The organism is Candidatus Pelagibacter ubique HIMB140 (genome assembly GCF_025558165.1).
GTDB classification, from domain to species: Bacteria; Pseudomonadota; Alphaproteobacteria; order Pelagibacterales; family Pelagibacteraceae; genus Pelagibacter; species Pelagibacter ubique_T.
The window spans coordinates 332,830-358,148 of sequence record NZ_LAMZ01000001.1; the positions used below are offsets into that span (position 1 = coordinate 332,830).

The 25,319-nt window shown below is 29.2% G+C and carries 28 protein-coding genes; 3 read left to right on the top strand and 25 right to left on the bottom strand.

Translation table 11 applies throughout. The annotated features are described in order from the left end of the window. Positions 1 to 156 precede the first annotated feature (156 nt). From rseP to VP90_RS01995, 11 genes are all read right to left on the bottom strand, one after another. Complete coding sequence (gene rseP / locus VP90_RS01945) at positions 157 to 1,269, bottom strand: RIP metalloprotease RseP (RefSeq protein WP_262589375.1); 1,113 nt, start codon at positions 1,267 to 1,269, stop codon at positions 157 to 159. Between the two features lie 73 nt (positions 1,270 to 1,342). After that, positions 1,343 to 1,780: a hypothetical protein gene (locus VP90_RS01950; RefSeq protein WP_262589376.1), complete on the bottom strand. Its 438-nt coding sequence runs from the start codon at positions 1,778 to 1,780 to the stop codon at positions 1,343 to 1,345. Beyond that, positions 1,767 to 2,525 (bottom strand): hypothetical protein, encoded by a 759-nt coding sequence (locus VP90_RS01955; RefSeq protein ID WP_262589377.1) that lies wholly within the window; start codon positions 2,523 to 2,525, stop codon positions 1,767 to 1,769. The genes VP90_RS01950 and VP90_RS01955 overlap by 14 nt, the downstream gene beginning before the upstream one ends. Continuing rightward, complete coding sequence (locus VP90_RS01960; RefSeq protein ID WP_262589378.1) at positions 2,522 to 3,466, bottom strand: hypothetical protein; 945 nt, start codon at positions 3,464 to 3,466, stop codon at positions 2,522 to 2,524. The genes VP90_RS01955 and VP90_RS01960 overlap by 4 nt, the downstream gene beginning before the upstream one ends. A gap of 5 nt (positions 3,467 to 3,471) precedes the next feature. Continuing rightward, a complete protein-coding gene (locus tag VP90_RS01965; RefSeq protein ID WP_262589379.1) occupies positions 3,472 to 4,305 on the bottom strand; it encodes a hypothetical protein in 834 nt (277 codons plus the stop codon). Further along, the gene (locus VP90_RS01970; RefSeq protein ID WP_262589380.1) at positions 4,305 to 5,747 is read right to left on the bottom strand and encodes a hypothetical protein; all 1,443 of its coding nucleotides are present in this window, start codon (positions 5,745 to 5,747) and stop codon (positions 4,305 to 4,307) included. The genes VP90_RS01965 and VP90_RS01970 overlap by 1 nt, the downstream gene beginning before the upstream one ends. A gap of 67 nt (positions 5,748 to 5,814) precedes the next feature. Beyond that, entirely contained in the window at positions 5,815 to 6,390 is a 576-nt protein-coding gene (locus VP90_RS01975; RefSeq protein WP_262589381.1) for a thermonuclease family protein, read from the bottom strand. Positions 6,391 to 6,576: 186 nt separating this feature from the next. Further along, on the bottom strand, positions 6,577 to 7,923 hold the full coding sequence (locus VP90_RS01980; RefSeq protein ID WP_262589382.1) for an NAD(P)/FAD-dependent oxidoreductase: 1,347 nt from the start codon (positions 7,921 to 7,923) through the stop codon (positions 6,577 to 6,579). A gap of 46 nt (positions 7,924 to 7,969) precedes the next feature. Beyond that, positions 7,970 to 8,389, bottom strand: a complete 420-nt coding sequence (locus VP90_RS01985; protein WP_262589383.1) for a hypothetical protein — start codon at positions 8,387 to 8,389, stop codon at positions 7,970 to 7,972. Positions 8,390 to 8,400: 11 nt separating this feature from the next. Then, positions 8,401 to 9,000 (bottom strand): LysE family translocator, encoded by a 600-nt coding sequence (locus VP90_RS01990; RefSeq protein WP_262589384.1) that lies wholly within the window; start codon positions 8,998 to 9,000, stop codon positions 8,401 to 8,403. A 25-nt stretch (positions 9,001 to 9,025) separates the two neighbouring features. Beyond that, entirely contained in the window at positions 9,026 to 9,583 is a 558-nt protein-coding gene (locus VP90_RS01995) for a DUF4174 domain-containing protein (protein ID WP_262589385.1), read from the bottom strand. A 32-nt stretch (positions 9,584 to 9,615) separates the two neighbouring features. On the opposite strand from VP90_RS01995, the gene VP90_RS02000 reads away from it, so the two are divergent. Both VP90_RS02000 and VP90_RS02005 read left to right on the top strand, forming a co-directional pair. Next, entirely contained in the window at positions 9,616 to 9,819 is a 204-nt protein-coding gene (locus tag VP90_RS02000; protein ID WP_262589386.1) for a hypothetical protein, read from the top strand. 28 nt (positions 9,820 to 9,847) lie between these two features. Then, on the top strand, positions 9,848 to 10,519 hold the full coding sequence (locus tag VP90_RS02005; RefSeq protein ID WP_262589388.1) for a GNAT family N-acetyltransferase: 672 nt from the start codon (positions 9,848 to 9,850) through the stop codon (positions 10,517 to 10,519). A 46-nt stretch (positions 10,520 to 10,565) separates the two neighbouring features. On the opposite strand, the gene VP90_RS02010 is transcribed toward VP90_RS02005, so the two are convergent. After that, entirely contained in the window at positions 10,566 to 10,955 is a 390-nt protein-coding gene (locus VP90_RS02010; RefSeq protein WP_262589389.1) for a DUF2306 domain-containing protein, read from the bottom strand. A 48-nt stretch (positions 10,956 to 11,003) separates the two neighbouring features. Here VP90_RS02010 and VP90_RS02015 point away from each other — a divergent pair, with 48 nt between their 5' ends. Then, a complete protein-coding gene (locus VP90_RS02015; RefSeq protein WP_262589390.1) occupies positions 11,004 to 11,228 on the top strand; it encodes a DUF6552 family protein in 225 nt (74 codons plus the stop codon). A 5-nt stretch (positions 11,229 to 11,233) separates the two neighbouring features. Here VP90_RS02015 and VP90_RS02020 read toward each other — a convergent pair whose 3' ends face one another. The 13 genes from VP90_RS02020 to VP90_RS02080 form a co-directional block, all read right to left on the bottom strand. Next, entirely contained in the window at positions 11,234 to 11,749 is a 516-nt protein-coding gene (locus VP90_RS02020) for an SRPBCC domain-containing protein (protein WP_262589391.1), read from the bottom strand. An 8-nt stretch (positions 11,750 to 11,757) separates the two neighbouring features. Next, entirely contained in the window at positions 11,758 to 12,972 is a 1,215-nt protein-coding gene (locus VP90_RS02025) for a Coenzyme F420 hydrogenase/dehydrogenase, beta subunit C-terminal domain (protein ID WP_262589392.1), read from the bottom strand. Next, complete coding sequence (locus tag VP90_RS02030; protein WP_262589393.1) at positions 12,972 to 13,706, bottom strand: class II aldolase/adducin family protein; 735 nt, start codon at positions 13,704 to 13,706, stop codon at positions 12,972 to 12,974. Before VP90_RS02030 ends, VP90_RS02025 begins: the two co-directional genes overlap by 1 nt. Then, positions 13,703 to 14,596 carry an NAD(P)-dependent oxidoreductase gene (locus VP90_RS02035; protein ID WP_262589395.1) on the bottom strand — a complete coding sequence of 298 codons (894 nt, stop codon included), beginning with the start codon at positions 14,594 to 14,596 and terminating at the stop codon, positions 13,703 to 13,705. Before VP90_RS02035 ends, VP90_RS02030 begins: the two co-directional genes overlap by 4 nt. 1 nt (position 14,597) lies before the next feature. Continuing rightward, positions 14,598 to 15,440: a HalD/BesD family halogenase gene (locus VP90_RS02040; protein WP_262589396.1), complete on the bottom strand. Its 843-nt coding sequence runs from the start codon at positions 15,438 to 15,440 to the stop codon at positions 14,598 to 14,600. A gap of 271 nt (positions 15,441 to 15,711) precedes the next feature. Further along, on the bottom strand, positions 15,712 to 16,893 hold the full coding sequence (locus VP90_RS02045; protein WP_262589397.1) for a hypothetical protein: 1,182 nt from the start codon (positions 16,891 to 16,893) through the stop codon (positions 15,712 to 15,714). After that, complete coding sequence (locus VP90_RS02050; protein WP_262589398.1) at positions 16,890 to 17,693, bottom strand: outer membrane lipoprotein-sorting protein; 804 nt, start codon at positions 17,691 to 17,693, stop codon at positions 16,890 to 16,892. The genes VP90_RS02045 and VP90_RS02050 overlap by 4 nt, the downstream gene beginning before the upstream one ends. Beyond that, a complete protein-coding gene (locus VP90_RS02055) occupies positions 17,690 to 19,996 on the bottom strand; it encodes an efflux RND transporter permease subunit (protein WP_262589399.1) in 2,307 nt (768 codons plus the stop codon). Before VP90_RS02055 ends, VP90_RS02050 begins: the two co-directional genes overlap by 4 nt. A gap of 91 nt (positions 19,997 to 20,087) precedes the next feature. After that, positions 20,088 to 21,539 carry a cryptochrome/deoxyribodipyrimidine photo-lyase family protein gene (locus VP90_RS02060; protein WP_262589400.1) on the bottom strand — a complete coding sequence of 484 codons (1,452 nt, stop codon included), beginning with the start codon at positions 21,537 to 21,539 and terminating at the stop codon, positions 20,088 to 20,090. A gap of 47 nt (positions 21,540 to 21,586) precedes the next feature. Then, complete coding sequence (locus VP90_RS02065; protein WP_262589401.1) at positions 21,587 to 22,183, bottom strand: hypothetical protein; 597 nt, start codon at positions 22,181 to 22,183, stop codon at positions 21,587 to 21,589. Positions 22,184 to 22,187: 4 nt separating this feature from the next. Beyond that, complete coding sequence (locus VP90_RS02070) at positions 22,188 to 22,637, bottom strand: YtoQ family protein (RefSeq protein WP_262589402.1); 450 nt, start codon at positions 22,635 to 22,637, stop codon at positions 22,188 to 22,190. A gap of 22 nt (positions 22,638 to 22,659) precedes the next feature. Beyond that, the gene (locus tag VP90_RS02075) at positions 22,660 to 23,682 is read right to left on the bottom strand and encodes a D-2-hydroxyacid dehydrogenase (protein WP_262589403.1); all 1,023 of its coding nucleotides are present in this window, start codon (positions 23,680 to 23,682) and stop codon (positions 22,660 to 22,662) included. Between the two features lie 7 nt (positions 23,683 to 23,689). Continuing rightward, positions 23,690 to 25,285 carry a SulP family inorganic anion transporter gene (locus VP90_RS02080; protein WP_425321974.1) on the bottom strand — a complete coding sequence of 532 codons (1,596 nt, stop codon included), beginning with the start codon at positions 25,283 to 25,285 and terminating at the stop codon, positions 23,690 to 23,692. Positions 25,286 to 25,319: the final 34 nt, after the last annotated feature.

A 25,319-nucleotide genomic window follows, 5' to 3' on the forward strand; every position in this document is an offset into this window, starting at 1 on the left:
TTAGCTCCGGTTTTGTTGGTTAATATTGATACTTGTCATAAACGTTGATAAATCAAGCTTTTTTTTAGTATCTTTATTAACAAGACACACAATATCTTGTTAAAAATTAAATTAACGTTGATTTTATTGATCTTTTTAACAATTTAGAAATTTAGATTATCTAAATAAACCAAGGTCTTTTAGGTCATTAAAGGTGGTGAAAAACATCAATGATAGCAACAAAAACAATCCGATTCGAAAAAAGCCCTCTTGTGTTTTTTGAGATAAAGGCCTCCCTAAAACCTTTTCAAATGCATAAAACATTAAGTGTCCACCATCTAACATTGGTATCGGAAACAGGTTAATTAAGCCTAAACTTATTGAAATATAGGCCATCATACTAATAAAAGCTAACACTCCAAAGGTTGCAACTTGCCCTGATATTTTTGCAATCCTTATAGGGCCACCAAGTTGCGAGGTGTCTGCTTTACCCATGATCATTCCACCGATGTATTTTAAAGAAGAAACACTTACGAAATAAACTTCGTTTGCAGCATGATACAATGCTTGTGCTGGACCTAATTTAACATGATTAATTTTATCATTGTAAGCACTTAATTTTATACCAACCATTCTTTTATTAATTTTATTTCCTAATCCATCCTCACCTTCAACAATATTTGGTTTTACTTTTAAAATTAATTCTTCGTAAGAACGCTTAACTTTGAAATCTATAAAGTCTGAAGTTGACATTGTGATATATTTAGAAACCTCCATGATGCTTTTAACTTCATTGCCATCAATTTCTAAAATAATATCTTGGTTTTTTAAGCCTCCAACCATTGCAGGGCTATCTTTTTGAACTTCACTAATTACAGCAGGAGTAAAATCTTTTCCAACAAAAGTGTAAATACAAAAGAAGATTGCTAAAGCTAATAAAAAGTTAGCTAAAGGACCACCAAACACAATTAATACTCTTTGATATAAAGGTTTTAAAATAAATAATTTATCTCTCTCTTCTTCATTATATTTTTCTAAAATTTCTTCATGATCTGCTTGTGAATAAACATTACGATCTCCAAAAAACTTAACGTATCCACCTAATGGAATTGCACATACTTTCCATCTAGTCCCATGTTTATCATTCCATCCAAATAATTCTTTACCAAATCCAATAGAAAAATCAGTGACCCCTACTCCATATCTTCTAGCAAAATAATAGTGTCCATATTCATGAATAAAAACAACTACTAAAATAAGAATTAAAAATGGAACAATATAACTAAGCATATTTTTATATTTTAAGTTAATATTAAATTAATCACAACCTCACAATCATCAACAATACTGATACTTTTTGTCTTTACGTTTTTATTTTTTTTATAAACTTTATATTACGTATTTTTATTATTAATTCATATAGAATTAAAAAAAAATTAATCATGATCATTATTAGTAAAATGTTAAAGAAATTATTGATTTTAAAATTTTCTACAAATCTCAAATTCAAATATTGATCTATAATGTTATTTTCTAAATAGAATTGATTGTAAGCAATAAAACTTAGAAATATTGTTAAAAATAAAATTAAGGAAATAGAATAAATATATAAATAATTGTTTTTTTTGTATCTAATTTTTAAATATGAATAAACTTGATTCATATTATAGGTTTTTAACAAATGATTGATTTCATATCTTCTTACACCTTTAAAGCTTCTCTCTTTTAAAGCTTTAAAAATGATTTCTGATTTGACATCATTAAAATATTCATTGATCTTATCTTTGTTATTTATCTTCATATTTATAAAATCGATCTTCAATTGCGCTCAAATATCTTTTAAAGTGGTTTTTATTATTTCCTGACTGATCTTTGACCAAAAGATAATGTCTGCAGGTTTCTTTGTTTAATTCAAAAACATCTTTTGTTTGACTTAAAAATTGATCGGAACTAAGCGTAATATTTTCTACTATACTATTTAAAGGAAGTGCTTTTCTCTCAGCAATCCTGTGTGGATACCTGCTATCTGTATTTAAAAGAACTACTCCTACATCATTGATAATAGCATCATATAAATACTCTGGTCTTGCAATGGTTCCCTCTTTCTTCCAGCATGGAGGCTTATCGTTTCCATAACGTTCTTTATAATATGCTAATTGATCTTTGGTTTTTTCATAATCTTTTAATTTATTCATCAATTTTGCAATCTCTGTATCCTTTTTTTTTATTTCATTGTAGTTATCTCGAGCCAATATTAATTCACCTATAATTTCCTCAATTTCCATTTCGGCAAAGTCGCCATTTTTCTCTTTTAATTCTTTTATAGCGTCTTCAAATTTTCTAAACTCAACAAGCCTTGCTGCATCAACATCTAATGCTCTAAACTCTTCATTTAATATATTTAATTTTTCAACTTCATTTTCAAGGTCTCTATTTTTTTGAATAAGAGAAGCTGTAATCAATAAAATAAGAAATAATAAAATTAAAATTATCTCTGTAATAGTAAGATTTAATAACTGGCGTCTACGTTCTCTAAGATTAATCACTTACTTTTTTTTAAATTGTCAGAGATAAATTTAGCAACATTGACCAGATTTTTTGAAAGTGCTTCAAGAGTTTCTTTGCTGTTAGCAAATTCTTCATTAAGAAGTTTTGATTGATTTGAAATTGATGCGTTTAATGATTTAAAGTTTTCTGAAACTTTGTGTATTTCACTTTCAGCTGAACTTTTTTTTAGACCTGCCTCTAAATCATTTAAAGTCTTAACAATACCATCTGTTGCATCTTGAAATTCAATAAATTTGTCAGTTGGTATATTAATTTTTGATATTTTTTTTGTTATATCGTTAGCCTTAATATTGAACTCGTCTATTACCTCCTTTGATTTCTGAGTACTATCTTGAAGAATTTTGCTATTTTCTTCCATATATTTTCTTAAACTAGATGAGCTATCTTGTAAGGCTTTATCAGTATTTTTGGATATATTAACTGATTGGTTTTTTAATATATCGATTGAGGCAATAAGTTGAGTATTTAGTTTTCTTGCTGAGTCAGAAATTTGAGCTTCTGCTTTTTCTTTAATTTCATCTAAGTTTTCACGAAATTGGCTAAGAACTATCCTGCCAATTAGACCTACTAAAGTTGTTGTGATTGCTACACCAAAATTTTTTAACAAATCATTAATATTTTCCTCAATACTAAACAAAGAAACTGCCAATGCCGTTAATGTATAAAGAAATCCTAGATAATAAAAACTATCCCCTAATTGTTCATCACGAACAAATTTATTAAATTTTTTATTCAAAAATAGTATTCCAAATAAATAAATGATCATTAAACCAAATAAAATAAAAGTTGTTGTGAATTCTCCTGGAATTCTGGGACCCAGAGCGATTATAATTGCCCCAATTAAATATGTTCCAAAAAAGACATATTTAACTGAACTATCATCTAATTTATCAAAATAAAATTTTTTTACTTTTTTCATATTATTTACCCGTCAACAAAAGTAAGTTTAAAATCTTTTGCTCTATTACCATTCATAAAAAATTGAGCCCAAAAATTTACAAAGTTTTTACTTTGCTGCATTATTCTTGAACCATCTCTTTTTATTACTAAGAGTTCGATATCAACGTTATTATTCAAATTGGTAAAAACTTTAGAAAAATATTCAGCTTTTTTAAACTCAGAAAATGAAATTATTCCATTTTTATACATGGACATTTGATTTGTATTCTGAATCATGTCTGAGAAAATTAATAAGTTATTATCAATACCTTCAAAGTTTTTAAATTCATTTAAAGCTATCAACTGAAACATCTCCATTACAGGAGAAGAATTCTGACTATCTTCTTCAATTATAATATTATTAATGACATTAATAATTTGATTTGAAAAATCTTCATTCCATCTTTTTGTTATCTCTTTAGGGTTAATAGATATTTTTTGATACGTAGTGTTAATGTCATCTACTGTACCTGGATTGCACATTGTGATTTTTCTACTTGATTTCAAATCAAGACTTGCATCCAAAGTGTAAATTGTAAGACTGTGATGCTTGGGAAGATTTTTTTTTAAACTTTGGATCTCTTTTATAAAAAATTCTTTTTGAGCCTTGTTTAAACTGTCTGTTAAATCTAGTAAAGCAACTGTTTTTCCATAATTTTCCTTATTTTCTTTAGGACAAAATGTTTTGGGGTCTATTTTAACTTTTTTTTCCTCATTTATAAAAAAATATACAGCACCAAAAATAAAAACTATAGTCACCAAAGCTATTATTAAATAACCCTTTAAATCTCCTGATCTTTTTCTATCTTTGAAACTCATTAATTAAGTTTATTTTTATTTTCAACAACTCTAAAACGATCTCTAGCTGCTTCATAGTTATTTGTGATTTCATTTTTAGCATTTGTAAGGTGAACACCTATTTGATCAACATATACAGAAGCTTTTTTTAATATATTTTTGTTTTCTATTAAATTATTTTTAATTTTCAAATCATCATTAAATTTATATTTTTTTCCAAAATATTTAGGTTTGGTTTTGTTTCTAGCTGATTCATTGTTCTCTTGATATTTACGCAAACACACATTGCAGGTTTGCTCTAAGTATCCGTGACTATTTTTAAGTTTTAATAAATATGTTTCCTCATCAGCAATTATTGATGTTGATACATTGTAACTAACTCTTAAATCATCAGACAATTTCGAAACATCTTTAATTTGTTGTTTTTGTATAGAATCTAATTCTTCCTCAATTATACTTTTGGTTTCGTTGTATTCCTCTCTAATATCTTGGAGTTGTCTATGAATTTTTCCGTAACCAGGATAATTATCATCCATATTATAAGATGTTACGAAAGCAATAATTGCAGCTACAAATCCTATAAGAAAGAGGAATAAATCATTTAAACTCAGAGGATGAATTAACGAAAACATGTTTTCAAATACTTCGCTAAAATTGAAAACTGTTTCATTAGTTGTAGCCTTTGTTGCAATAGCTCTGTAATTTGCAACAAAATAATTAAGTGCAATAGCAAGAATTAAAAAAACTCCAAATGAAGACCAGCCAAAGATTTTTTTGTTTTTATCTGTATGATTTTTATACCAAAAACAATTTTTACCAAAAAACCAACCCAAAACACCGACATTTATTAATGAAAGAAAAAATGCTGTGATTACACCTCCAATAATATAATCCTCTGAAACATCTTTGAAAAAACTAAAATTAAAAAAAGTCTCGATCAATACTTCAATAAATAAAATTGAAAACAACAACACTCTACTTGGGGGATAATGTGGATCATATTCTAAATTATTTTGACTTTTAAATTTTTCATATTTTTTATTAAAACTTTCAAAGCTTGATTTTGATTGCTGTAATTCATCAGCAGCTTTTTGAATCACTTTTTCAAATGAATTTTTTGCATTCCTAGCAAATGTATTAAGTTGGGATACCATTTCGCTCAATTTCATATTACCAAATTGTCTATCCAAATCTTGAACATGAGATATTGCTTGATTTTTTCTTTCAGTCAAAACACCTGAAAAACTTGCTATAATTTGTTGTTCATTAGAACCATGGGTAGTTGTTGATGATGAAGGTATATTTTTCTTACCGTCGTCATCTCCCAGTTTAGCAACCTGCCACTCCTCACATAGCGCCTCAACATCTAATAAAGGAAATTCTGTAGAAGAATTTGTTAATGCATCTAAAGATTTTTTTTTAAAAATATCTGGAAATTTAAATAGAGAATTTTTTATCGACATTGGTGTATTTTTACTTTAACAAAATGACTTAAGAACTTAGAGTAACCTAAAAAAAAACTATAAAAAACTACTTTTTTTTCCTGAATTTCCAAGGATATTCGAACACGGTTTTCCATAATCCTAATTTATTTGATTTAGCAAATTTTTCATCTTCAATAAATTTATTTGAATATTTTTTATATGCAAAAGCGTATCCAGAACGTACTAGGAATGATGATAGGCTTTCATCATTTACAAAACATTCAGCAATAATCCTTTTATACCGATCAGATCCTTCCTTAATACATTTTACAATATTGTTAGATATTTTTTCTTCTAATTTTTTTTTTGCTATAATCCCACAGTAAATTTTTTCTCCATTTAAATTACATGTTTGATTTTTCTCAGGAGCGTCTATCCCAGAAAAACGAATTTTTTTATTTCCAAGATGAATTGTGTCGCCATCAATTACTTTGATTTTGGTTGATGAAATTTTACTCTCTTTACTTTTATTAATTTTTTTATGGCAGTGATAAGTATTATCACTTTTTTTATTATGACAGCCCTCTGAGTTAGTTCTGCCAGAATGAGCAGATACTGAAGATATTAAAAATAAGCTAAAAAAAAATATATGAATTAAAATACTTATTTTTGCTTGTTGCATTAGCTTTGGCCATAATCTTTCTTCATCTAATAGTTTAAGATTACCAAATCCTCAACAATCACACAATAAAGGAGTTCTATTTATTCTTAAACTTATAATATAGAGAAAACAAAATAAGACCCACTAGGACAATACCTACAAATATCCTTAAATATTGATTAAAAAATATATCTATAAACTCAATCATTAAATATTTAACTTATCCTTAATTCTATAAAACCACACTGCTAATTTAAAATAAAATACTCTTAATTGTGGGAAAATAAATTTCTTAGGTAAACCTTTGTAAATTAACGAGATATCTAAGTCTTTACTATTTGATGAAAAAACTAGCTTAGACAATTGCTTTCCGGTCCATGGTGCAGCACTAACCCCTACACCGCTATAACCAAATCCATAATAAATTTCTTCATTATCTATTTTACCAATTGAAGGAGTGAGCTTTTGAGATAATGCAATCAAACCTCTCCAATTATAATTAATTGTAACATTACTCCATTTAGGAAAAATATTTTTTAAAAATTTTTCCATATCATTTGCTCTGTTTTGATTTGATTGATCGCTTCCTTCAAAATCTCCTCTAGTACCAAACAAAATTCGATTATCAGGTAACTTTCGATAATAATATAAAAGGTTTTTAGAATTAGCTATTGGAGCGTAAGTATTAAAATTATGTAAGCTAAGCTCTTCATTAGTAAGTGGTCTTGTTACAATAATATTTGATATAACAGGTAATACTCTTCCATCCATTTCAGGAATTAATCCTTCTTGATAAAACCCGTTAGTTGCAAGTACAATTTTTTTAGTTTTTATTGACCCTTCATTAGTTCTTAAAAGATAAGAGCCATTTTCTTTTTCAATTTTTTCAACTTTTGTGTGTTCATAGATTTTTAATTTTTTAGATAAAGCATATTTTGCAAGGCCATTCACAAATTTTAAAGGATTGATTGCAAATCCAGGTTTATATGAAAAAGCTCCAAATTGCTCAGTTCCACCATGACCTACTTCATCAAATTCCTCTTTTGAATATACTTTAGTCTCTATACCAAATTCAGATTTATAAACTTCAGCTTGTTCTTTGATTTGATCAAATTTGTTTTTGTGATTAGCTACAACAAAGTTATTTTCACCTGTTACATCACAATCAATATTATAATTATCGATTAATTCTTTAGTATAATTAGCTCCTTCAACAGAATTTTTAAAAAATTTTCTAGTCTCCTCTGTTCCATAAACAGATTGCATTTTTTTATAAGACATTTTGCTTGGAGGAAGACAGCAAAATCCTGCATTACGAGAAGAAGCACCCCAACCTATTTTTCCTGCCTCAACCAAAACTACATCTAAATTATAATTTTCAATTAAGTTAATTGCACAAAGTAAACCTGTGTAACCACCACCTATAACTACTATTTCTGAACTAATATCTTTTTGAAGTTTATCTAAATTTAAATTGTCACTTGAAGTTGCTTCCCAATAACTAGGAACAGGTTTGTTGAACTGATAAATATCTGAATGATAAATATTACTCATTAGTTAACGTTAGGTTAACATAAACCTTAATTATCTAAATAATAATTTACTTAAATTTATCTTCCCAGAATACAACTCTATCGTCTGTTTTTTCTATTAAGTCCTTACAAAATATTCCGTATTTATCTAAAACTGATGAAAAGTTTTTATAATCTTCACCCATCTCTTTTTTCATGCTTTCAAAGGAAGTTTTAACTCTATTTCTCATTGTATCTGTGTTCATACCTAATTGCTGACCAATCATAAAAACAGATTCTAATGATAAATCTGCTGATTTATTAAGTCCTGCTATAGTTTCATCGTTAGCACTACCACTTTTTTTAAAACCTTCTTCAGACAATAAATAATAACTATAACAATTAGTGAAATCCCCTTGTAAGTTATTAAACACAAAAGTTTGTTGATCATCAGCATTAGCACTTGTGCTTAAGATGCTAAGAATTATTGCAGATAAAAGTTTTTTCATATTTTGTTTTTTTAAATTTTAATTGAAAGCATCCATATACCAACCAAAAATAAAGACAATGAGAAGAATTTGTTTAATATTTTTGAATATTTTTCATTTCTAAATTTTGCACCTAGTAAGTCACCAAATAATGTCCACAGAGTAAATGACACGCAGTTATTAACTGTAAAAATTGTACTGATTAAAATTATTCTTATTAAACTTTGAGAACCGTCTAAAAAGATTGTGAACATTAAAGAAATTATCACATAAGCTTTTGGGTTAAATACCAAAAGTATAACTCCATCAACAAAAGTACATTTTAAATTTTGATTGTTATTTTCATATGTGCTTGCCTTGAAGAATTTATAAGCAAGATAGATTACATATAATGATCCAATTATTTGAATGTATTGATATTTATCATTAATAAATGAAAAAAATATATTAAAACCAAAACCAATAAGAAAAGTAACTATAATCGTTGCAAGATGATAACCAAAATTTGCTGATAAAGTTTTAGCAAAACCAAATCTAGCTCCATTAGCTGCAAAGAACATGTTCCCAGGTCCTGGGCTAAAAGCTAGAGGAAATAAAAAAATTATTAAAGCTACTATTTCAATTAAAGTCATATTTTAATAAGTGATTATATTTATACTATTCTTTAATTTGTTCCTTTTTATTTTTTTTATACATTCTCATCCACTTTTCAAAGATCAAAATTGCGTCATCCATATCTTTAGTTTTGTTAGGATGATTTTTTGCTCTTCCGAGCATTGTTGCAATAACATTTACTTGATACTTGATTGATCTTTTTTTAATTGCTTTAACTGTATAAAGCGCCTTTTCTTTATTCTTAAAACCTAAGCCATGTAAAGTTGTCTCAGGTTTATAATCAGAAAATAATGAAAGATTTAAAGGTTTAAAACTTTTATCCTTAATCATTTTATTCATTGGCATTTTATCAACCAAGGTAAATATTTTTTTTAGATTTATAGTATCTAAGTTAGCTTTTTCAGTTCCATCAAAACCAATTAAACTCACACTAAAGTTTTTAGTTTTATCTAATTTTGTAACTAATTTAATAAATCGTTTGTGAAATTCTTTAATGTACTTTTGGTAAATATCTTTTGAACTTTTGTACTCTTGATTACTGTAGTTTGGAGTATTCAAAACTAACAATCTACATTTCCATATATATTTTTTAAAATTCATTGGTATATTAAGTATTTTAGTTAATAGGATATATGAAGGAAAAAGTTATTAAATCTCATTTAAAGAAAAAAGCACTATCTAAACTTGCTTTATCAATAAGCTTTTTCTTGGTTCTTTTAACTTCAACCGGATACATATTTAATTCTAAAGCAGCAATTTTTCTATTTTATATTTTTAGTTTTGCATTCATTTACAATTTATTAATCAATTTCTTATTAGAAAAATTTGATATCTGATAATGAGATAAATCAGTTAAGAAAAAAAATGAAAATAGGCTTTAGTGTAAAATTTAATAAAGCAAAATACCCTTCAAAGAAAAAATTAATTGGTAAATATTGCTTTTTAGAACCAGTTAACCCAAAAAAGCATGCTAAAGATTTGTATAAAAACTTTTCTTTAGACAAAAAAGGAATTGATTGGACTTATATGCCAACAGGACCCTATAAGACTTTTAGTTCTTTTAAGAAGTATTTAACTACTGACAAGTTATCAGGTAATCCATTTTTTTACTCAATTTATTCAAAAAGGCTTAAAACCTATTGTGGTTTAGCAAGTTATCTTAGAATTAAACCAGAAATAGGAACCATTGAAGTAGGTTGGATTACTTATGCTAAAAATCTTCAAAGAACAGTTGAAGCAACAGAGGCAATGTATCTTATGATGAAAAATGTTTTTGAGAATTTAGGTTACCGAAGATACGAGTGGAAATGTGATAGTTTAAATAAAAAATCGAATAAAGCTGCTTTAAGATTAGGTTTTAAATTTGAAGGTATATTTAGACAAGCAACAATTTATAAAAAAAGAAATAGAGACACTTCCTGGTATGCAATCATTGATAAAGATTGGAAAAAGATAAAAAAAGGTTATTTGAAATATTTATCAAGCAAAAATTTAGATAAGAATTTAAATCAAAAAAGAAGTCTTAAGTTAAATTAACCTCTATTACCAATGTTATTGGCGCGTATATGCGGTAATGGAATTGTCAGCCAATCAAAATTTGATGCATGACACGTCCTGGAAAAAGCGTAAAAAAGCCTGTCAGGATTAGAGCAAAAAAATAAGTAGCGATCATTACTTGTTTATGACGTTTAATATTTCCAACACGTACATAATAAATGCCAACACCTAGTATAAAAATTGTCCATAAACTCAATAAATGTATAGGACTATAATCTCCCCACATTTTTGTTTCGTGTATGAAAAAAGAAGTTATCGCTACAATCAGCATTAAGCCTACCCATATACGACCTAACAATTTATGAATTAGTCCACCTTTTTTCATAGAAAGTTGAATGCCACCTAAAATTATAGCAATCATTGCCATAATAGCATGGAGTGGTATAGGGTGTGCTTCATTGAATAATAAAGTCATGTTTAAATTTTATTACCATATATCATAAGCAAGTATACATAGTTAATCATGAATAAAATAAAATTAGTTGATTATGTAAAATGGATAGCAACTATCATTCAATTAATTGGTTACGGGATGACTGGTTTAAATATGACTCCCTATAATGTTTATTTATTTTTTTTAGGGATTTTTCTTTGGTTTGCAGTTGGAGTTATGTGGAAAGATAAAGCAATAATGGTCGTACACGTAGGTGCTTTTATCTCATTACTCGTTGGATATTTAAACGCATAAGTATTTTATTTTCTTCTCAAAACTTCTTTCTTCAATGCCTCATTCACTTGATTGTAAGCAGGTTCCACCCAAGAGCTATCCCAAAAGTTTACATAAAATCCTGTATACTCCTCTTTTTGAATAACCTTTGTACCTTCTTCTACCTTTTCTAGAATATAGTGATGGTCAAAAGTTATAATACCTCTGTAACCACCAAATTGATTAAGATGAAAAGGTGGCTCAAACTTAACTACCTTTGATTTGATTTTGGTTGGCTTCTTTCCTTTTTCAACCACGGTGTTCACAATCTTAGTACCTATAGCATAATCACCAACTGCATTAACAATTACAGGGTTCCAATTTTTGTAATTTGATGGGTCTGTGATAACAGCCCATACTTCTTCTGGTTCGGCCTGTATTATAATTTCAGTGTATACTTTACTGTATCCTAATTTTTTTGAAAAATTATCCATTGAAGTACATCCTGTTAACATAAACAAAGATAGTAAGATAGATAAAGATAGAAAAAATTTACGTAACATAAACTGAATTAATTTTCTAATCTCTTTGAAACACCTTGTTCTTGTTGTTTGTTAAACTCATCATCATTTAAATTATACAATTCTTCTATTCTAAGGTTTTTAGTTTTAATTGTTGGAACATTATTATTTTTCATTCCAAGATGTCTTGCATAAACTGCTTGTTTTTTACTCGTTTGATGAGGTTGAAAATCTTTAATGTCTTCAATGGTTACCTTATCTCCTCTAACAAGATAACCACTTTCAACTGCTTCATTAAAAACTTTAACTCCTTTTTTTGTTCGCATCACTGCAGCGTTAAAACCTTCATCTTCTCCTTTTGGAGATCCACCCCTCCAAGTATCAAGTGCTGCAATATCAGAGCTCTCTCCTATTGCATCGGGACAAATTTTACATCTAAAGGGAACTTTCCAATTACTTTCATCACCCCAAAAAGAATTATAATCTTTATCAAACTCTTTTTGATCTTTTGTTTTGATATACATTCTTCCAGGATTACCAAATCCTCTATATCTAAACTCCTCTAACTCTTCTTCTTTAACATTAAAGCTATCAATAAACTCTTGTGATTTTGTAAGTTCTTGAAAGCCTCCACAAACAAGGGTGAATATATATTTACAATACTGATCAACCCTTTCATCTGATTTAGCAAGTAATCTAATAGCTCCTGCATCACAAGGTTTTCCAACAAATGCAAAGGTTTGTTTTTTATCTAAGGCTTTATGAAATTCACTTAAAGGTGAGGATGGACCGTATCTTGATCTACTTTCACAGTTAATTAAATCCTCTTTATTATAACTGTATTTTACAATGTTTCGCATAGGGTTATCTTTGTCCCCTGCGGTATGCATAATAAAATTAACTTTCTTTTGTTCTAGTAAATATAAAGACAAACCATTTAACAAACCTCCTGTTGAACTTTGAAATCTTATTTTTGGATCAGTAGACCATGAATAATATAAATCAAAATAATTTCCCCAAACCAAATCTTTATTAGATCCTTCATTTTCTTTATGATCTTCAGGTCCTTCAGCAATCACACCAGGACAAACTTTTTTAATTTCTTCTAAAGTTTCATTAGTGATTGGTGTTAATTCTTTAGGTTCTAAATTACCTTTGTCACTCATCTCCATCTCAATTGAGTTACCTGCAATACTTTTACAAAGTCCGCAGCCAATACAAAGGCCATTTTTTACAATATCATCTAAAGAATTAATTTTTGTCATTACTCTTTATAAGATGGGTCTTTAGCATCACATCTTCTAAGTAATGCTGGCCACTCATTTAAACCTGGTGAAAATAAATCATATTGCTTTTGAGATAATTTCCACATTTCTTCTGTTGCCCTTTCAAGAGGTAAACCTGAACCTGTTGCTTGTACTGCAACCTCACACATTCTAATCGCATAATACATGTTCATAAAAGCTTCCCCAGCTGTTGCACCAACAGTAAGAAGACCGTGGTTCTTCATAATCAAAACCTTATTGTCTCCCATGTTCTCAGCAATTCTAACTCTCTCATCTTTATTAATCGATAGCCCTTCCCACTCATGGTAACCAACTTTTCCATAAAGCATTGAACTATCTTGAACCAAATGAGGGATACCATCTTTCAATGCTGTTGCAGCCAAAGCTGAAGGAGGATGTGCATGAAAGACAAATTTTGCATTTGGATGATTTAAATGAATAGCACTATGAATAATAAAACCTGCAGTATTAGCTTTTTCAGGTCCTTCTAAAACTTTACCATGCTCATCTACTTTAATTAAGTTTGATGCTTTTACCTCTTCATACAACAAACCCATCTCATGCATAAAAAATGTATGATCCGTTCCTGGAGCTCTTGCTGTGATATGGTTCCAAACTGTATCATCCCAACCCATCATATTTGTTAATCTAAACATGGCAGCAAGATCTACTCTTACTTTCCAATCTGCTTCGCTTATATTGTTTTTCATCATCCCTCCTTTGAAAAAGTTAATTTATTATTTTGTTCTAAAAGTTTAATCACTTTTAAGTGATTAGAATTTGGTCCATATTTTTTAATTGCTTTGTTATAAATTTTAGAAGTTAAGTTCATTATTGGTAGTTTTAATTTTTGTAATTTAATAATCTCATTAGCAAGATTTAAATCTTTCATGGATAAACCTAAAAAGAATGATGGATCATAATCTCCATTAATCATGTTAGGTCCGTATCTTGTTGAAGTATAACCACCACTTGCACTTTTATCGATGATCTCTAACATTGTTTTTGGTTTAATCCCTGACTTTACTCCAAGCATCAAAGACTCTGAGAGTGATAAATAGTTTAAATAACAAAGGCTAACTTGTGCAATTTTAGCAGCATAACCAGCACCAGGTTTATTTAGATAATAGATGTTTTTACCTAATATATTAAAGACAAACTTAAGTTTACTAACTGTCTTTTTGTTACCTCCAATAAATATTGATAAATCTCCTGATTGAGCTTTTAAATTTCCACCTGATATCGTTGCATCAACAAATTGATTTATTTTTTTACTTAACTTTTTTTTTAAAAGATTAAAGCAAGTTAAGGAATTGGTAGAACAATCAATCCAAATTTTATTTTTACCTAATTGATCGATGATTTTACCTTTACCAATTGATAATGCTTTAATTTGTTTTGGTCCCGGTACGCAGCTAATAATTACATCAGAAAAATTAATTAATTCATCTAATGAGCTTGTTGCTTTTGCTTTTTTTGATTTAAATTGTTTTAAAGATTTAGCGCTTACATCGTAACCCAATAAATCTATTTTTTTAGATTTATGCAAGTTTAATGCCATTGGCATACCCATATTTCCTAAACCAATAAAACCTATTTTCATATCAATCCATTAAACCATCTACTTCAACATTATTTCGTTCATAATGAATTGGAAGTGCTTTACCGTAAACTTGTTTAGAGTGTTCAGGTTTATTTACCCTGTAACTATCTTTTACATATGTTGGTAATGCAATGTAACGAGAAGTATTTCCTTCTATTTTTGTTACTCTATGCATAGAAAATCTTCCTTTAAATATTTGAAGATCCCCTGGTTGAAGATCTAATGATTTAACTTTGTCTCTTGAACCTCTAAGTACTTTTGTAACTTCATCAAAGTTTTCATTTTCAGTGCTTCTTAAATCAGGTGAATATTCAAACAATCCACCCTTTTCAGCTTTTTGAACTAAAATACTTAAAGTAAATTCATTTCCATCAAAGTGCCAAGGAAAGTAATGATCTTTATGCATGATACTGTATGGATTTTTTCCTAAAGGATCTGACCATCGATAAAGAGGAAAAACTCCTAAACTATCTGAAATAAATTTTAACATTTCTTCAGACTCGTAAATTTTATTTAAATCAGATTGTTCCTCTAAATCATCCGAATTAATGTATCCACTTTCTCTAAATGAAAATACTCTCTTTGGATGATCTTTTGATAAATTTTCATCATCTTTTGAAAAGTAAGGGTTGTGATGATCTTTGGTCCAATGAGTTTTAGGAAGATTTCTTTCAACTTCTTCCTTCATTCTTTTCAAAGACTCGCTAAGAACAAAGTTTGGCAGTACACAGCATCCATCTTTATCTAGTAGCTCTCTATTTTTAGAAATTAAATCTTGGTACTCTTTTGATCCTGTTTGATCAATTGGGTAATTTTTTAAGTTAACAATGTTTTTTATTTCCATAATTCTCCTTTAATTAAAATTAATTTTTTAAAAAAAGAAGTGATTACAATTTCGTGGGCGTTGAAGAATTTATATGATTTTTACAGTCTACTTTTTGAAGTAATAAATTAAATAAATTAGATGATAACTTTGAACTCAAGCCAACTCTAGCCAGTCTATGACAATGAGTAAAAAGATTAAGATTCATAATAAAATCGTATTATATTTTTGTCCTTAGGTAAAGATAATTTGATCTAACTATTTTTGATTAAAAAAATAAAGATAATTAAATCTAAAAAGAATAACTGGTGTAAAATTTAATATTACTCTCATCCTTAAAAGAAGATTGATGATTGTCATCTTCAAGATTTAAAGGGTGGTAAATATCAATCCCAGCTCTAAGAGATGAAAAAAATCTACTTTCATAATTAAAAGTTAAAGCACGTGTATTTTTATCTAAATCATTTTGAATAGAGACAAAATACTGAGTGTCTTCAATATCATTAAGTACAAGTCTAGCACCTAAAAATAGATCGTTTTGATAACCATGGTGAGATTTTGTGCTACGAGTATCGTAAGAATATTCAATTATATTTGCTAAATCCCAACTCTTTTCTAAAATTCCATAATTGTTGTGCTCAATACCAAGGATCAAATTAGTATAATCCTCTATATTACCGTTATAATCATATTGGTTTTCACGATAAACCACTTCACTCTTATACAAAGTATCTCCTTTTGTAGCCTGAAGATCTAAACCTAATTGTGTAATTTCAGAATATTTTGGAACAAATTTACCTGAATTTAAAACTAACGCAGGGTCTTTTGTATTTCCTTCATAAAATGAAAGTCCGTAATCATATTCATTAATATATCCTGACCAACGTACTGCCATTCCTATATTATCTTTACTTCCTCCATCAGCATAGGTATTGGTGGTATCAACATCGAGCGCTAATTGAGGTCTTACTTTAGAAGTGGGGTATGTATTAGTTGCTGCTGGCAATATAAAAAAATTTAATTCACTAGACTCGAAGTATCTTTTAACATTTACCATCGTTTGACCTTTTTTTTCACCTTGAGCCAAACCATTTGAAAAGTTTTTTGAATTAATGATATCTACGGGGTTATAAAATTCATTCTTACCCCAAAAAATTATGTTATTACCAACTAAATAACTTAAATCATTATTAGCGTATTCTAAATAAGCTTCATTAAAATCAATATCTTGAGCTGCTTCAGGATCTGATATTGCAGAATTTATTTTTAATTTTCCAGATAAATTATTGTTTTCAAAAAAGAAGTTGTACTTGAGTGATGATGAATTCAGAGTATTTTTTCGATCATCACCTTCTACATCATCAAAAAATACAGATGAACTTACTTCTACCTCTCCGTACTGCTCCGTATATGTTTCTGCTAAGGAGCTAGTATTAATAAGTATAAATAAAATAATTAAAAATCTAATAATCATCTAGCCATTTTGGCTAACTTCTCAGGTTTAAAATCATTCAAAGATAAATTAGTTTGAAATTGATAATTTTCCCAAGCAATTACTGTCGATTTTCCTGTTTGAAGATTAGTCATTTCTAATGTGTCTGCTCTCCAAAATTTATCTAAATATTTTTGATAACCTTTGAAATGTAGTTCTTTTTCTAAATCACCTCTTCGGTTATAAAACTTAACTGATTGATATAAAAATTCATCAGTATCAACATAAATTACTCTTTTAGAATAACCTGATTTTTTGTTTTTAGGAGTTGCTTCAATCAAGTGACATGTAAGAGAAGTTTCAATTAAGCACGGTCCATCTTCGATCCAAGTAAAAGTATAATCTTCTGGTTCATCAGTTGATAAATCCTCATAAGAAAACTCTGAGGAAACAAATTTACCAGTACGATTAGAAGAAGAAATTCTTTTTACCCTTTTAAGAGCTGGAAGATATAACCATTGATCATCATCTTGAGGCTCTATTTTGGCATGAGTTAAAAGCGATGTGCCTTTTACATCTCTTGGCTCTGTAAAAACTATAATACTTTTATCTCCAAGTGTATCATCTAATTCTTCAAAAATTAGGTTTTTAAATTTTCTAACACTTTCATTTCCAGACTTATCTTTTAAAACCATCTGTCCCTCTACAGTGCTGTCGATAAAACCATTGTCTAAGGCAATACTTTTTTCAATAATCTCTAAACCTTTTTCTTCATTGGTTTGAGCTGATAACGATGTACACCAAATGGTTAGGGTTATAAAAATTGATATTAAATATTTCATATTGATGCTTTCCTTTTTTGTTTAAAATTATCAATCAAAATTAATATTGGTGGTAAAAGTAAATAATCAACAACTAAAGCAAAAACAACAGTGATTGCAGTAAGCTGGGCCATATCTTTATTTACTGTAAATCCTGATTGAGCCAAAACACAGAAACCTAAAAATAAACCGATTGTTGTTGTTGTAAGTGCCATCCCTACTTTTTGAAATGCTTCTCGAACACTATCCTCTGGTGACTTACCTTTTTTTCTAGCCTTAGCATATTTCAGCATAAAATGAACCGAGTCATCGACAACTATTCCTAATGTCATTGCAACTACAATAGAGACAGCTAAAGTTACACTTCCTGTGTAGTATCCCCACAACCCAAACGCCATTGCAGCAGGTAACAAGTTAGGAATTAAACTCATTAGTCCATATTTAATATTTCTAATTACAATTAAGATAATAAATGAAATACCAATGAGGGCAAAACCTGTTCCTTTCAGCATAGCTGGAACATCTCTTGATGAAATTTGTGAAAAGACTTGAGAAGGTCCAGTTGATTTTGTCATTAATTCAGGCGCGTTGTCTTTAAACCATTCTTGAATTTGTTTATCTAAATTTAAAAATTCTTTAGTGGTGGCATTAGCAACATTTGCTGTTACACGAAGAGCAGATTTATTAACATTAATTTGATCAGTTAAATCTAACCCATAACCAAGTGATAATTCATAAAGAAACAGATATTGAGCTGCTTCGAGTTCAGTAGTTGGAATTTTATAAAACGATTGATTGTCGTTGTTAAAGTTTTGGTTCAATCTTTTTACGACATCTGTGTAAGACCTTACACTCGTTACCTTTGGTTGGTTTCTCATAAAATTAACAAGATCATCAACCTTTTGCAGGTATTCAGGATCATTTATACCGTTTTCAACTCCTGAATTAATAGAATATTCAAGTGCATTGAGACCTCCAAAATTTTCCTCATAATAATCAATTGATTGTCTTAATTCATATTTCTTATCGAAATATCTTAAAAAATCGTCTTCCAATGAAATTTTAGTAATTCCATAAACTAAAACAACTACAAGTGCAGCAGTTGAAATCAAAAGAAAATTTTTCCATTTTATTACAAACTCTGCCAGTCCTGACATTCCTTTATCCATTGAGGCTTGCGAACTTATTTTTTTCATAGGTAACAAACTGATCAGTGCGGGCAGCATTGTTAATGTGTAAAAAAGAGCTGCAATCACACCAACAAAGACAATATTTCCAAGCTGTCTAAAGGGAGGAGAAATAGAAAAATTTAAAGAAAGAAATCCTACAGCTGTTGTAAGACAAGCAACAGTAATTGCAGGACCATGATCAATAATTGCTGTTCTAACCCACTCGTTTCGATCTGAAGTAATAGTCATTGTCTGACGAACTGAAGATAAGATGTGAACTGTACTAGCCACAGTTAAAATCATCACCATAAGTGGAGCAACAACAGTTGCATTATTGATATTGGTTCCAGACCAACCTAGTGCACCTAAGGAAGATCCAGCACAAAGGATGATGATAATAAATATTAAACCAACCCCAAAAACACTTCTTAAAATTATTGCAACTGAGATTAATATGACCACAACCATCAGAGGTGTAAGAGTAGCTGAATCGTCTTGTCCTGACTCGCTGTATTGATTGTTTAATGGTACAAAACCAGCCAACCTAACTTTGATATTGGGATTACTTGCCTCAAATTTCTCTTTTAGCTTTTCAGCCTCACCCATAACAAACGGTACTTCTACAATGGCATTCTTTCCAGGAAGTCTGAACAATACATTTACCTGAGAAATAGAGTTGTCATTGTTAATGAAAGTATTTTTAAGTTCAATTCGAGAGTTTGCTACTTCTTGGGCTTTTGCAACATCTTCAGGAGAAATATTATTTATGTCAGTGATTAAATCTTCTACAACAAGACTGTCTTCTTCAGCATAACTATTTTGATAATTAGTTAAAGAGTTTACAGTTCTTACATAAGGAAGGAGCCAAGATTCTTCTGTTAATTGACCAATTGCTTTTAATGTTTCTGCAGTAAAAATATTTTTATCTTTTGGGGATATGATAAAAATAAGGTTGTCATCTTTTGAATACGCTGCTTCAAATTTATCTAAAGCAATCCGATCTGGATTATTTTTGTCAAAAAAAACTCTAGCGTCAGTATCGAAATTAAGATTTGGTGCTCCTGCCATAAGTCCTAGTGCAACCAAGAAACCAAAAACAATAACTGTTATTCTTCTCTTAAGAACAAAATCTGCAAGGGCTGAAAAAAAGTTCATATGTTTAATTAAATCACGCATATTACATTAATATTAAATAACACAAGTTTTATTTCTTAAATCTTGTTAATTAAATTGCACTTTTAAAAGATTATCGTCTACCTTTTGCACTTGCGTGCTTTTCTAAGATTTTTTTGGCATTGAACTTTGCCTCTTCTGTTTTTTTAACCATCCAAATCTTATCTCTTGCAATCTTTGATGAAGAATGGTGATCAACAATTGGATTTGGATAATGTTTACCTATTTCAATTCCTAGACCCTTTTGATCTATGTATGTAAGTTTCCAAGGCTCATGGACTAATTTATTAGGTATTTCTTTTAATTCTGGCACCCATTTTTTAATAAATTCACCTTCTGGATCCTGATCTGTTGATTGTTTAATGGGGTTATAAATTCTAATAGTATTGATACCCGTTGTGCCTGATTGCATTTGAAACTGGGAATAATGAATTCCGGGTTCATAATCAGTAAACAATCTTGCTAAATGTTTGCTAGTTTTTCTCCAATCAAGCCAAAGTTGGTATGATGCAAAGGATACAAGCATGGCTCTCATTCTAAAATTAATCCATCCATTTGATTTTAAATATCTCATACAAGCATCTACAAAAGGATAACCAGTCAAACCATCCTTCCAGGCTTGATGATACTGTTCATTAAAATCATTTTCTCTAATACCATCATAAGCTCTATTCATATTTTGATATTCAATTTCAGGCTCATCATAAAGTTTTTGAATAAAATGACAGTGCCAAGCAAGTCTACTTCTAAAAGATCTTAAAGATTTAACTTTATTAAAAGACATATTGATTTGTTTAGCATTATCAATTGCATGATTAATTTCTCTTAATGAAATAGTGCCATAAGTAATGTGAGGACTTAATCTTGAACAAGCAACTTCACCTGTAATTGGTGAAGACATTTCTTTTTGATAATTTTCAGATCTTTGTTCTAAAAAACTATTTAAGAGTGAAAGCGCTTGAGTTCTTCCACCTTTTTGAATATTTGAACCATCAATTTGGTTTGTTTTGACCTCAATAGATGATGTTTCTGTGGTTAAAAATTTACAATTAGCTTTAATAGTTTGTGGTCCGTTATCTATAAATTTATTCCACTGATTAGCCCAATAATTTCTTTTTCTATTTTCAAGTTGAATTCCAAATTGTTGTAATTGATGCCAATTAACTCCTTTTTCAACAAAGAGCTCAGAGCATTTTTGATCTAAATCTAGTGTGTATTTATTTCTAAATATTTGGTTGGTAAAAATATCTGTAATTTTAAATTGGTTAATTAATTTATTTAAAATTTCAATTGTATTTCCATAAAATATAGAAATTTTAGAATTATATTTGCTTATCAGTTCATTATTTAATTCTTCTAAACTTTCTTTAGTAAAATTTAAATGAAACGAACTAGATGTTTCTAATTTCCAATAATCTTCATCATAAATAAAAATTGGTAAGACTTCTCCATCATTACAAGCTTTGTTGAAAGCTTCATTGTCTTCAATTCTTAAATCGTGTCTAAACCAAAGTATTTTTTTCATATTAAATATAAAAACTCAATTAAACCAATTGTTAGTGATCTTGAATATTAATTAATTTTATCTAAAGTTTCTTTTAACTTGTCTTTAACTTTATTAAGAGGATCTTTCTTAGCAGTTTTTACTTTACTTGGTTTTGAGCATTTTTGCTCTATTGTCCATTTTGCTACTACTTGATCATTCAATTTATAAATTTTTTCAACTTGCTTCTCGAGTTCAGGGGTATTTTTTTTTGCTAATAACTTTTTAGTATCTTTTTGTAGTTTAATCCAAGTTGGATCTTTATCTAAACCTTCTTCACTCAGTGCCATTAAGATAATTTCTTTGGTATCCTTGTTTGTGCTTGCGCCTACTTCATAAATATTATTTTTAATTTTCATTTGGGATCGATTAATAAATACCTCATCATTTTTGACTCCAAAACTTTTACTATCCCATTTATTTGAAGTGTATTTAACATTAGAATTATTTATTTTTGCAAGAGCGATCATCTTTTTTTCGTTGTTTATATACCAAACAGAAGTTTTAACACTTTTGTTGCCCCCACCTAATTCCTCTGAATACTTACAATTTAATTTATAAATTTCAGCGTACGAATTTGTTGAGATAAAAAAAATAATAACAAATAACGATTTTAATAATTTCATTATTTTATTTTAAAGAGCCCTCTAGAACATATTTTAGAATTCTGACAACTTGTTTTTGATCTGAAGCAACTGCTGAAGCTGCAGCATCTACCTCTTTAAGAGCATGTTGATGGTCGTCACTATGAATAACTATAATTGATTTGTTTAATGCAGATGCATATCCAGCATCAAATGCTGCATTCCATTGTTTGTATTTTTCACCAAATTTAACAATGATGACATCACAATCTTTGATGGATTTTTTTGTTCTAATTGAATTGATATTAGCCCCTTTTCGATCTTTCCAAAAATTTTTCTCTTCAGGACCTAAAATTTCAACACCACAATCATCTGAGGATGCGTGATCGGTAACTGGAGATGAAAACTGAATGTCTAAATTTTGTTTTTTACATTCATCAATAATTTCATCACGCCAATTTGTGTGAATTTCTCCTGCTAAATATACTTTCAACATATGCTCTTTATATATATAGTAACTAGTATCCTAAATTTCTATCTATTTGATTAGTTAATTCTTTATTATCTGTGAATAATTTTAAATTTTTAAAGAAAATTTTAAGAACCATTTCAATATAATTGCCCTCACTATCAGATGAAATATGAGGAGTAATAATTAAATTTGGAGTATCCCAAAGGTTTGATGCTTTTGGAATAGGTTCTTGTGAAAACACATCTAAAATCGCTCCAGCAATTTCATTGTTTTGAAGTTTAATTCTTAAAGCTTCGTAATCTAAAACAGATTGCCTTCCAATGTTTACAATCCCACAAGTAGATTTTAATTTATCTAATCTTGATTTATTAATTAATCCTTTAGTCTCCTCTGTTTCTGGAACTGCTAGATATAAAAAATCAGCATCAGGCAAGACATCATCAATTTTATCAAATGTAATAACTTTAGAGCACCCCTCAACATCTTTTCCTTTTCTATTTATACCAATAACGTCTGCTCCAAGTTTGCTGATATGTTTAATCATTGAACCACCTAAAGAACCAGTTCCAACAACAACTACTTTTCTACCTTCTATTGGTTTTCCAAGTAAAGATACGAACTCTTTATTTTTTTGGTTGGTTACAATTCTAGTCATGTGATTTTGGAGCATTAAAATACTCATCAACCCAAACTCACCTGCTTTTTTTGCATGAACTCCACTACTATTTGTTAAAACTAAATCTTCGCTCATCCAATCAAATGGAGATAAATGATTAACTCCAGCAGAAATCACATGGATCCATTTAAGATTAGGTGCAATTTGTTTTAAATCTTGTGTTGGAAATTGCCAGCCAAGTAAAATGTCAGCTGATTGCATCGACGAGACAAAATTATCATCATCCCAATCAATTACATATTCAACTTTATCCCTTAACTCAGGATATTGGTCAAAACCCTTTTCAATTTCTTCCTTGGTTATTGTATTATTTTTCTCACCTTCAGCATCACAAGGCAAAAATCCCTCTTTCCAATGATTGTTTCTAATATGAATTTTAATTTTTGAACTCACCTTAAATTTATTTATTAAAGATTTTTAAATTAACACCATAGTCTACTGCCAAGCTGTATTTAGGATCATTTTTGTTATCAACAATTAACTGACCAGTTTTGCTTAATAATTTATGACAATCTTGAGAAAGATGTCTAAGTTTAATTTTTTTTCCAAAACTATCATACTTTTGAGCAACATCTTCAATTGCCTTTAAAGCAGATTGATCAATTACTCTTGATTTTGCAAAATCAATTATCACTACTTTTGGATCTTTAGATGGGTCAAACAATTCTAAAAAACTATTTGCTGAACTAAAAAACAAAGGCCCTTCTATTTCATAAACTTTTGCCCCTTTATCAGATTTTGAAGGTCTTTCTATTGCTCTAATTCTTGATGCAGTTTTCCATGCATAAACTAAGGCTGAAACAATTACCCCAACAATTACAGCTACAGCTAAATCTTCTAATACAGTCACTATGGTAACTAATACTGTAACAAAAGCATCTGTTCTTGGAACCACCATTAAAAATTTGATTGAACTCCAAGCAAAAGTTCCAATTACAACAATAAACATCACTCCAACTAGTGCAGCAATTGGGATCATTTCTATGTATTTTGAAGTATACAAAATAAACATCAGCAAAAACAAAGCAGCAGCAATTCCAGCTATACGGGTCCTACCACCAGATCGAACATTGATCATTGACTGACCAATCATTGCACATCCACCCATACCACCAAAAAAACCTGTAACAGAATTTGCAAGCCCTTGTGCTAAACATTCTTGACTTGCTCCACCTCTCTTATTTGTAATCTCTCCAACTAAATTCAAAGTTAATAAACTCTCAATCAATCCAATGGTTGCGAGTATAAATGCATAAGGAAAAATTATTTTTAGAGTTTCAAAATTGTAGGGAATACTTGGGATAGAAAACTCTGGCAAACCTCCTTTAACACTCGCTAAATCACCAACACTTGGAATATCTATGTTAAGAGCAGTTACTAAAATAGTTGTAAATAAAATTGCAGCCAATGTGGATGGAACAATTTTTGTAAGTTTTGGTAAAAACCAAATTATGAACATCGTTAATAAAACAAATACAATAGAGTAAATTAAAACATCTCCTGAAATCCAAACCATATTTCCAGTTTCATCAGCAATCTTAAACTGACTTAACTGTGAAATTCCTATGACGATTGCAAGACCATTAACAAAGCCAAGCATGACAGACTCGGGAACCATTCTAATAAATTTTCCAAGTTTCAATGCTCCAGCTATTAATTGTAGAACACCCATTAAAACCACTGTTGCAAATAAGTATTCAGCTCCATGATCCATCACCAATGAAACCATTACAACTGCAAGGGCACCAGTTGCACCAGAGATCATACCAGGTCTACCTCCAAATACAGCTGTGATTAATCCAACAATAAATGCTGCATACAAACCAGATAATGGTGCAACACCTGCAACAAAAGCAAAGGCAATAGCCTCAGGAACTAAAGCTAAAGCAACTGTTAAACCGGATAAAATTTCAACTTTAAATAAAGAAAAACTCAACCCTTTATTGAGATTATTACTTGGCAAATTAAAATTAAGAGAATTTGCAAGATGCAACATTGCTTTTTGTGGTGAGATATTTTTTTTCATAAAC

Coding starts and splice junctions, on each gene's coding strand:
- rseP (WP_262589375.1), bottom strand. CDS start 1,269: ATGCTTAGTTATATTGTTCCATTTTTAATTCTTATTTTAGTAGTTGTT.
- VP90_RS01950 (WP_262589376.1), bottom strand. CDS start 1,780: ATGAAGATAAATAACAAAGATAAGATCAATGAATATTTTAATGATGTC.
- VP90_RS01960 (WP_262589378.1), bottom strand. CDS start 3,466: ATGAAAAAAGTAAAAAAATTTTATTTTGATAAATTAGATGATAGTTCA.
- VP90_RS01965 (WP_262589379.1), bottom strand. CDS start 4,305: ATGAGTTTCAAAGATAGAAAAAGATCAGGAGATTTAAAGGGTTATTTA.
- VP90_RS01970 (WP_262589380.1), bottom strand. CDS start 5,747: ATGTCGATAAAAAATTCTCTATTTAAATTTCCAGATATTTTTAAAAAA.
- VP90_RS01975 (WP_262589381.1), bottom strand. CDS start 6,390: ATGCAACAAGCAAAAATAAGTATTTTAATTCATATATTTTTTTTTAGC.
- VP90_RS01980 (WP_262589382.1), bottom strand. CDS start 7,923: ATGAGTAATATTTATCATTCAGATATTTATCAGTTCAACAAACCTGTT.
- VP90_RS01985 (WP_262589383.1), bottom strand. CDS start 8,389: ATGAAAAAACTTTTATCTGCAATAATTCTTAGCATCTTAAGCACAAGT.
- VP90_RS01990 (WP_262589384.1), bottom strand. CDS start 9,000: ATGACTTTAATTGAAATAGTAGCTTTAATAATTTTTTTATTTCCTCTA.
- VP90_RS01995 (WP_262589385.1), bottom strand. CDS start 9,583: ATGAATTTTAAAAAATATATATGGAAATGTAGATTGTTAGTTTTGAAT.
- VP90_RS02000 (WP_262589386.1), top strand. CDS start 9,616: ATGAAGGAAAAAGTTATTAAATCTCATTTAAAGAAAAAAGCACTATCT.
- VP90_RS02005 (WP_262589388.1), top strand. CDS start 9,848: ATGAAAATAGGCTTTAGTGTAAAATTTAATAAAGCAAAATACCCTTCA.
- VP90_RS02010 (WP_262589389.1), bottom strand. CDS start 10,955: ATGACTTTATTATTCAATGAAGCACACCCTATACCACTCCATGCTATT.
- VP90_RS02015 (WP_262589390.1), top strand. CDS start 11,004: ATGAATAAAATAAAATTAGTTGATTATGTAAAATGGATAGCAACTATC.
- VP90_RS02020 (WP_262589391.1), bottom strand. CDS start 11,749: ATGTTACGTAAATTTTTTCTATCTTTATCTATCTTACTATCTTTGTTT.
- VP90_RS02025 (WP_262589392.1), bottom strand. CDS start 12,972: ATGACAAAAATTAATTCTTTAGATGATATTGTAAAAAATGGCCTTTGT.
- VP90_RS02030 (WP_262589393.1), bottom strand. CDS start 13,706: ATGATGAAAAACAATATAAGCGAAGCAGATTGGAAAGTAAGAGTAGAT.
- VP90_RS02035 (WP_262589395.1), bottom strand. CDS start 14,596: ATGAAAATAGGTTTTATTGGTTTAGGAAATATGGGTATGCCAATGGCA.
- VP90_RS02040 (WP_262589396.1), bottom strand. CDS start 15,440: ATGGAAATAAAAAACATTGTTAACTTAAAAAATTACCCAATTGATCAA.
- VP90_RS02045 (WP_262589397.1), bottom strand. CDS start 16,893: ATGATTATTAGATTTTTAATTATTTTATTTATACTTATTAATACTAGC.
- VP90_RS02050 (WP_262589398.1), bottom strand. CDS start 17,693: ATGAAATATTTAATATCAATTTTTATAACCCTAACCATTTGGTGTACA.
- VP90_RS02055 (WP_262589399.1), bottom strand. CDS start 19,996: ATGAACTTTTTTTCAGCCCTTGCAGATTTTGTTCTTAAGAGAAGAATA.
- VP90_RS02060 (WP_262589400.1), bottom strand. CDS start 21,539: ATGAAAAAAATACTTTGGTTTAGACACGATTTAAGAATTGAAGACAAT.
- VP90_RS02065 (WP_262589401.1), bottom strand. CDS start 22,183: ATGAAATTATTAAAATCGTTATTTGTTATTATTTTTTTTATCTCAACA.
- VP90_RS02070 (WP_262589402.1), bottom strand. CDS start 22,637: ATGTTGAAAGTATATTTAGCAGGAGAAATTCACACAAATTGGCGTGAT.
- VP90_RS02080 (WP_425321974.1), bottom strand. CDS start 25,285: ATGTTGCATCTTGCAAATTCTCTTAATTTTAATTTGCCAAGTAATAAT.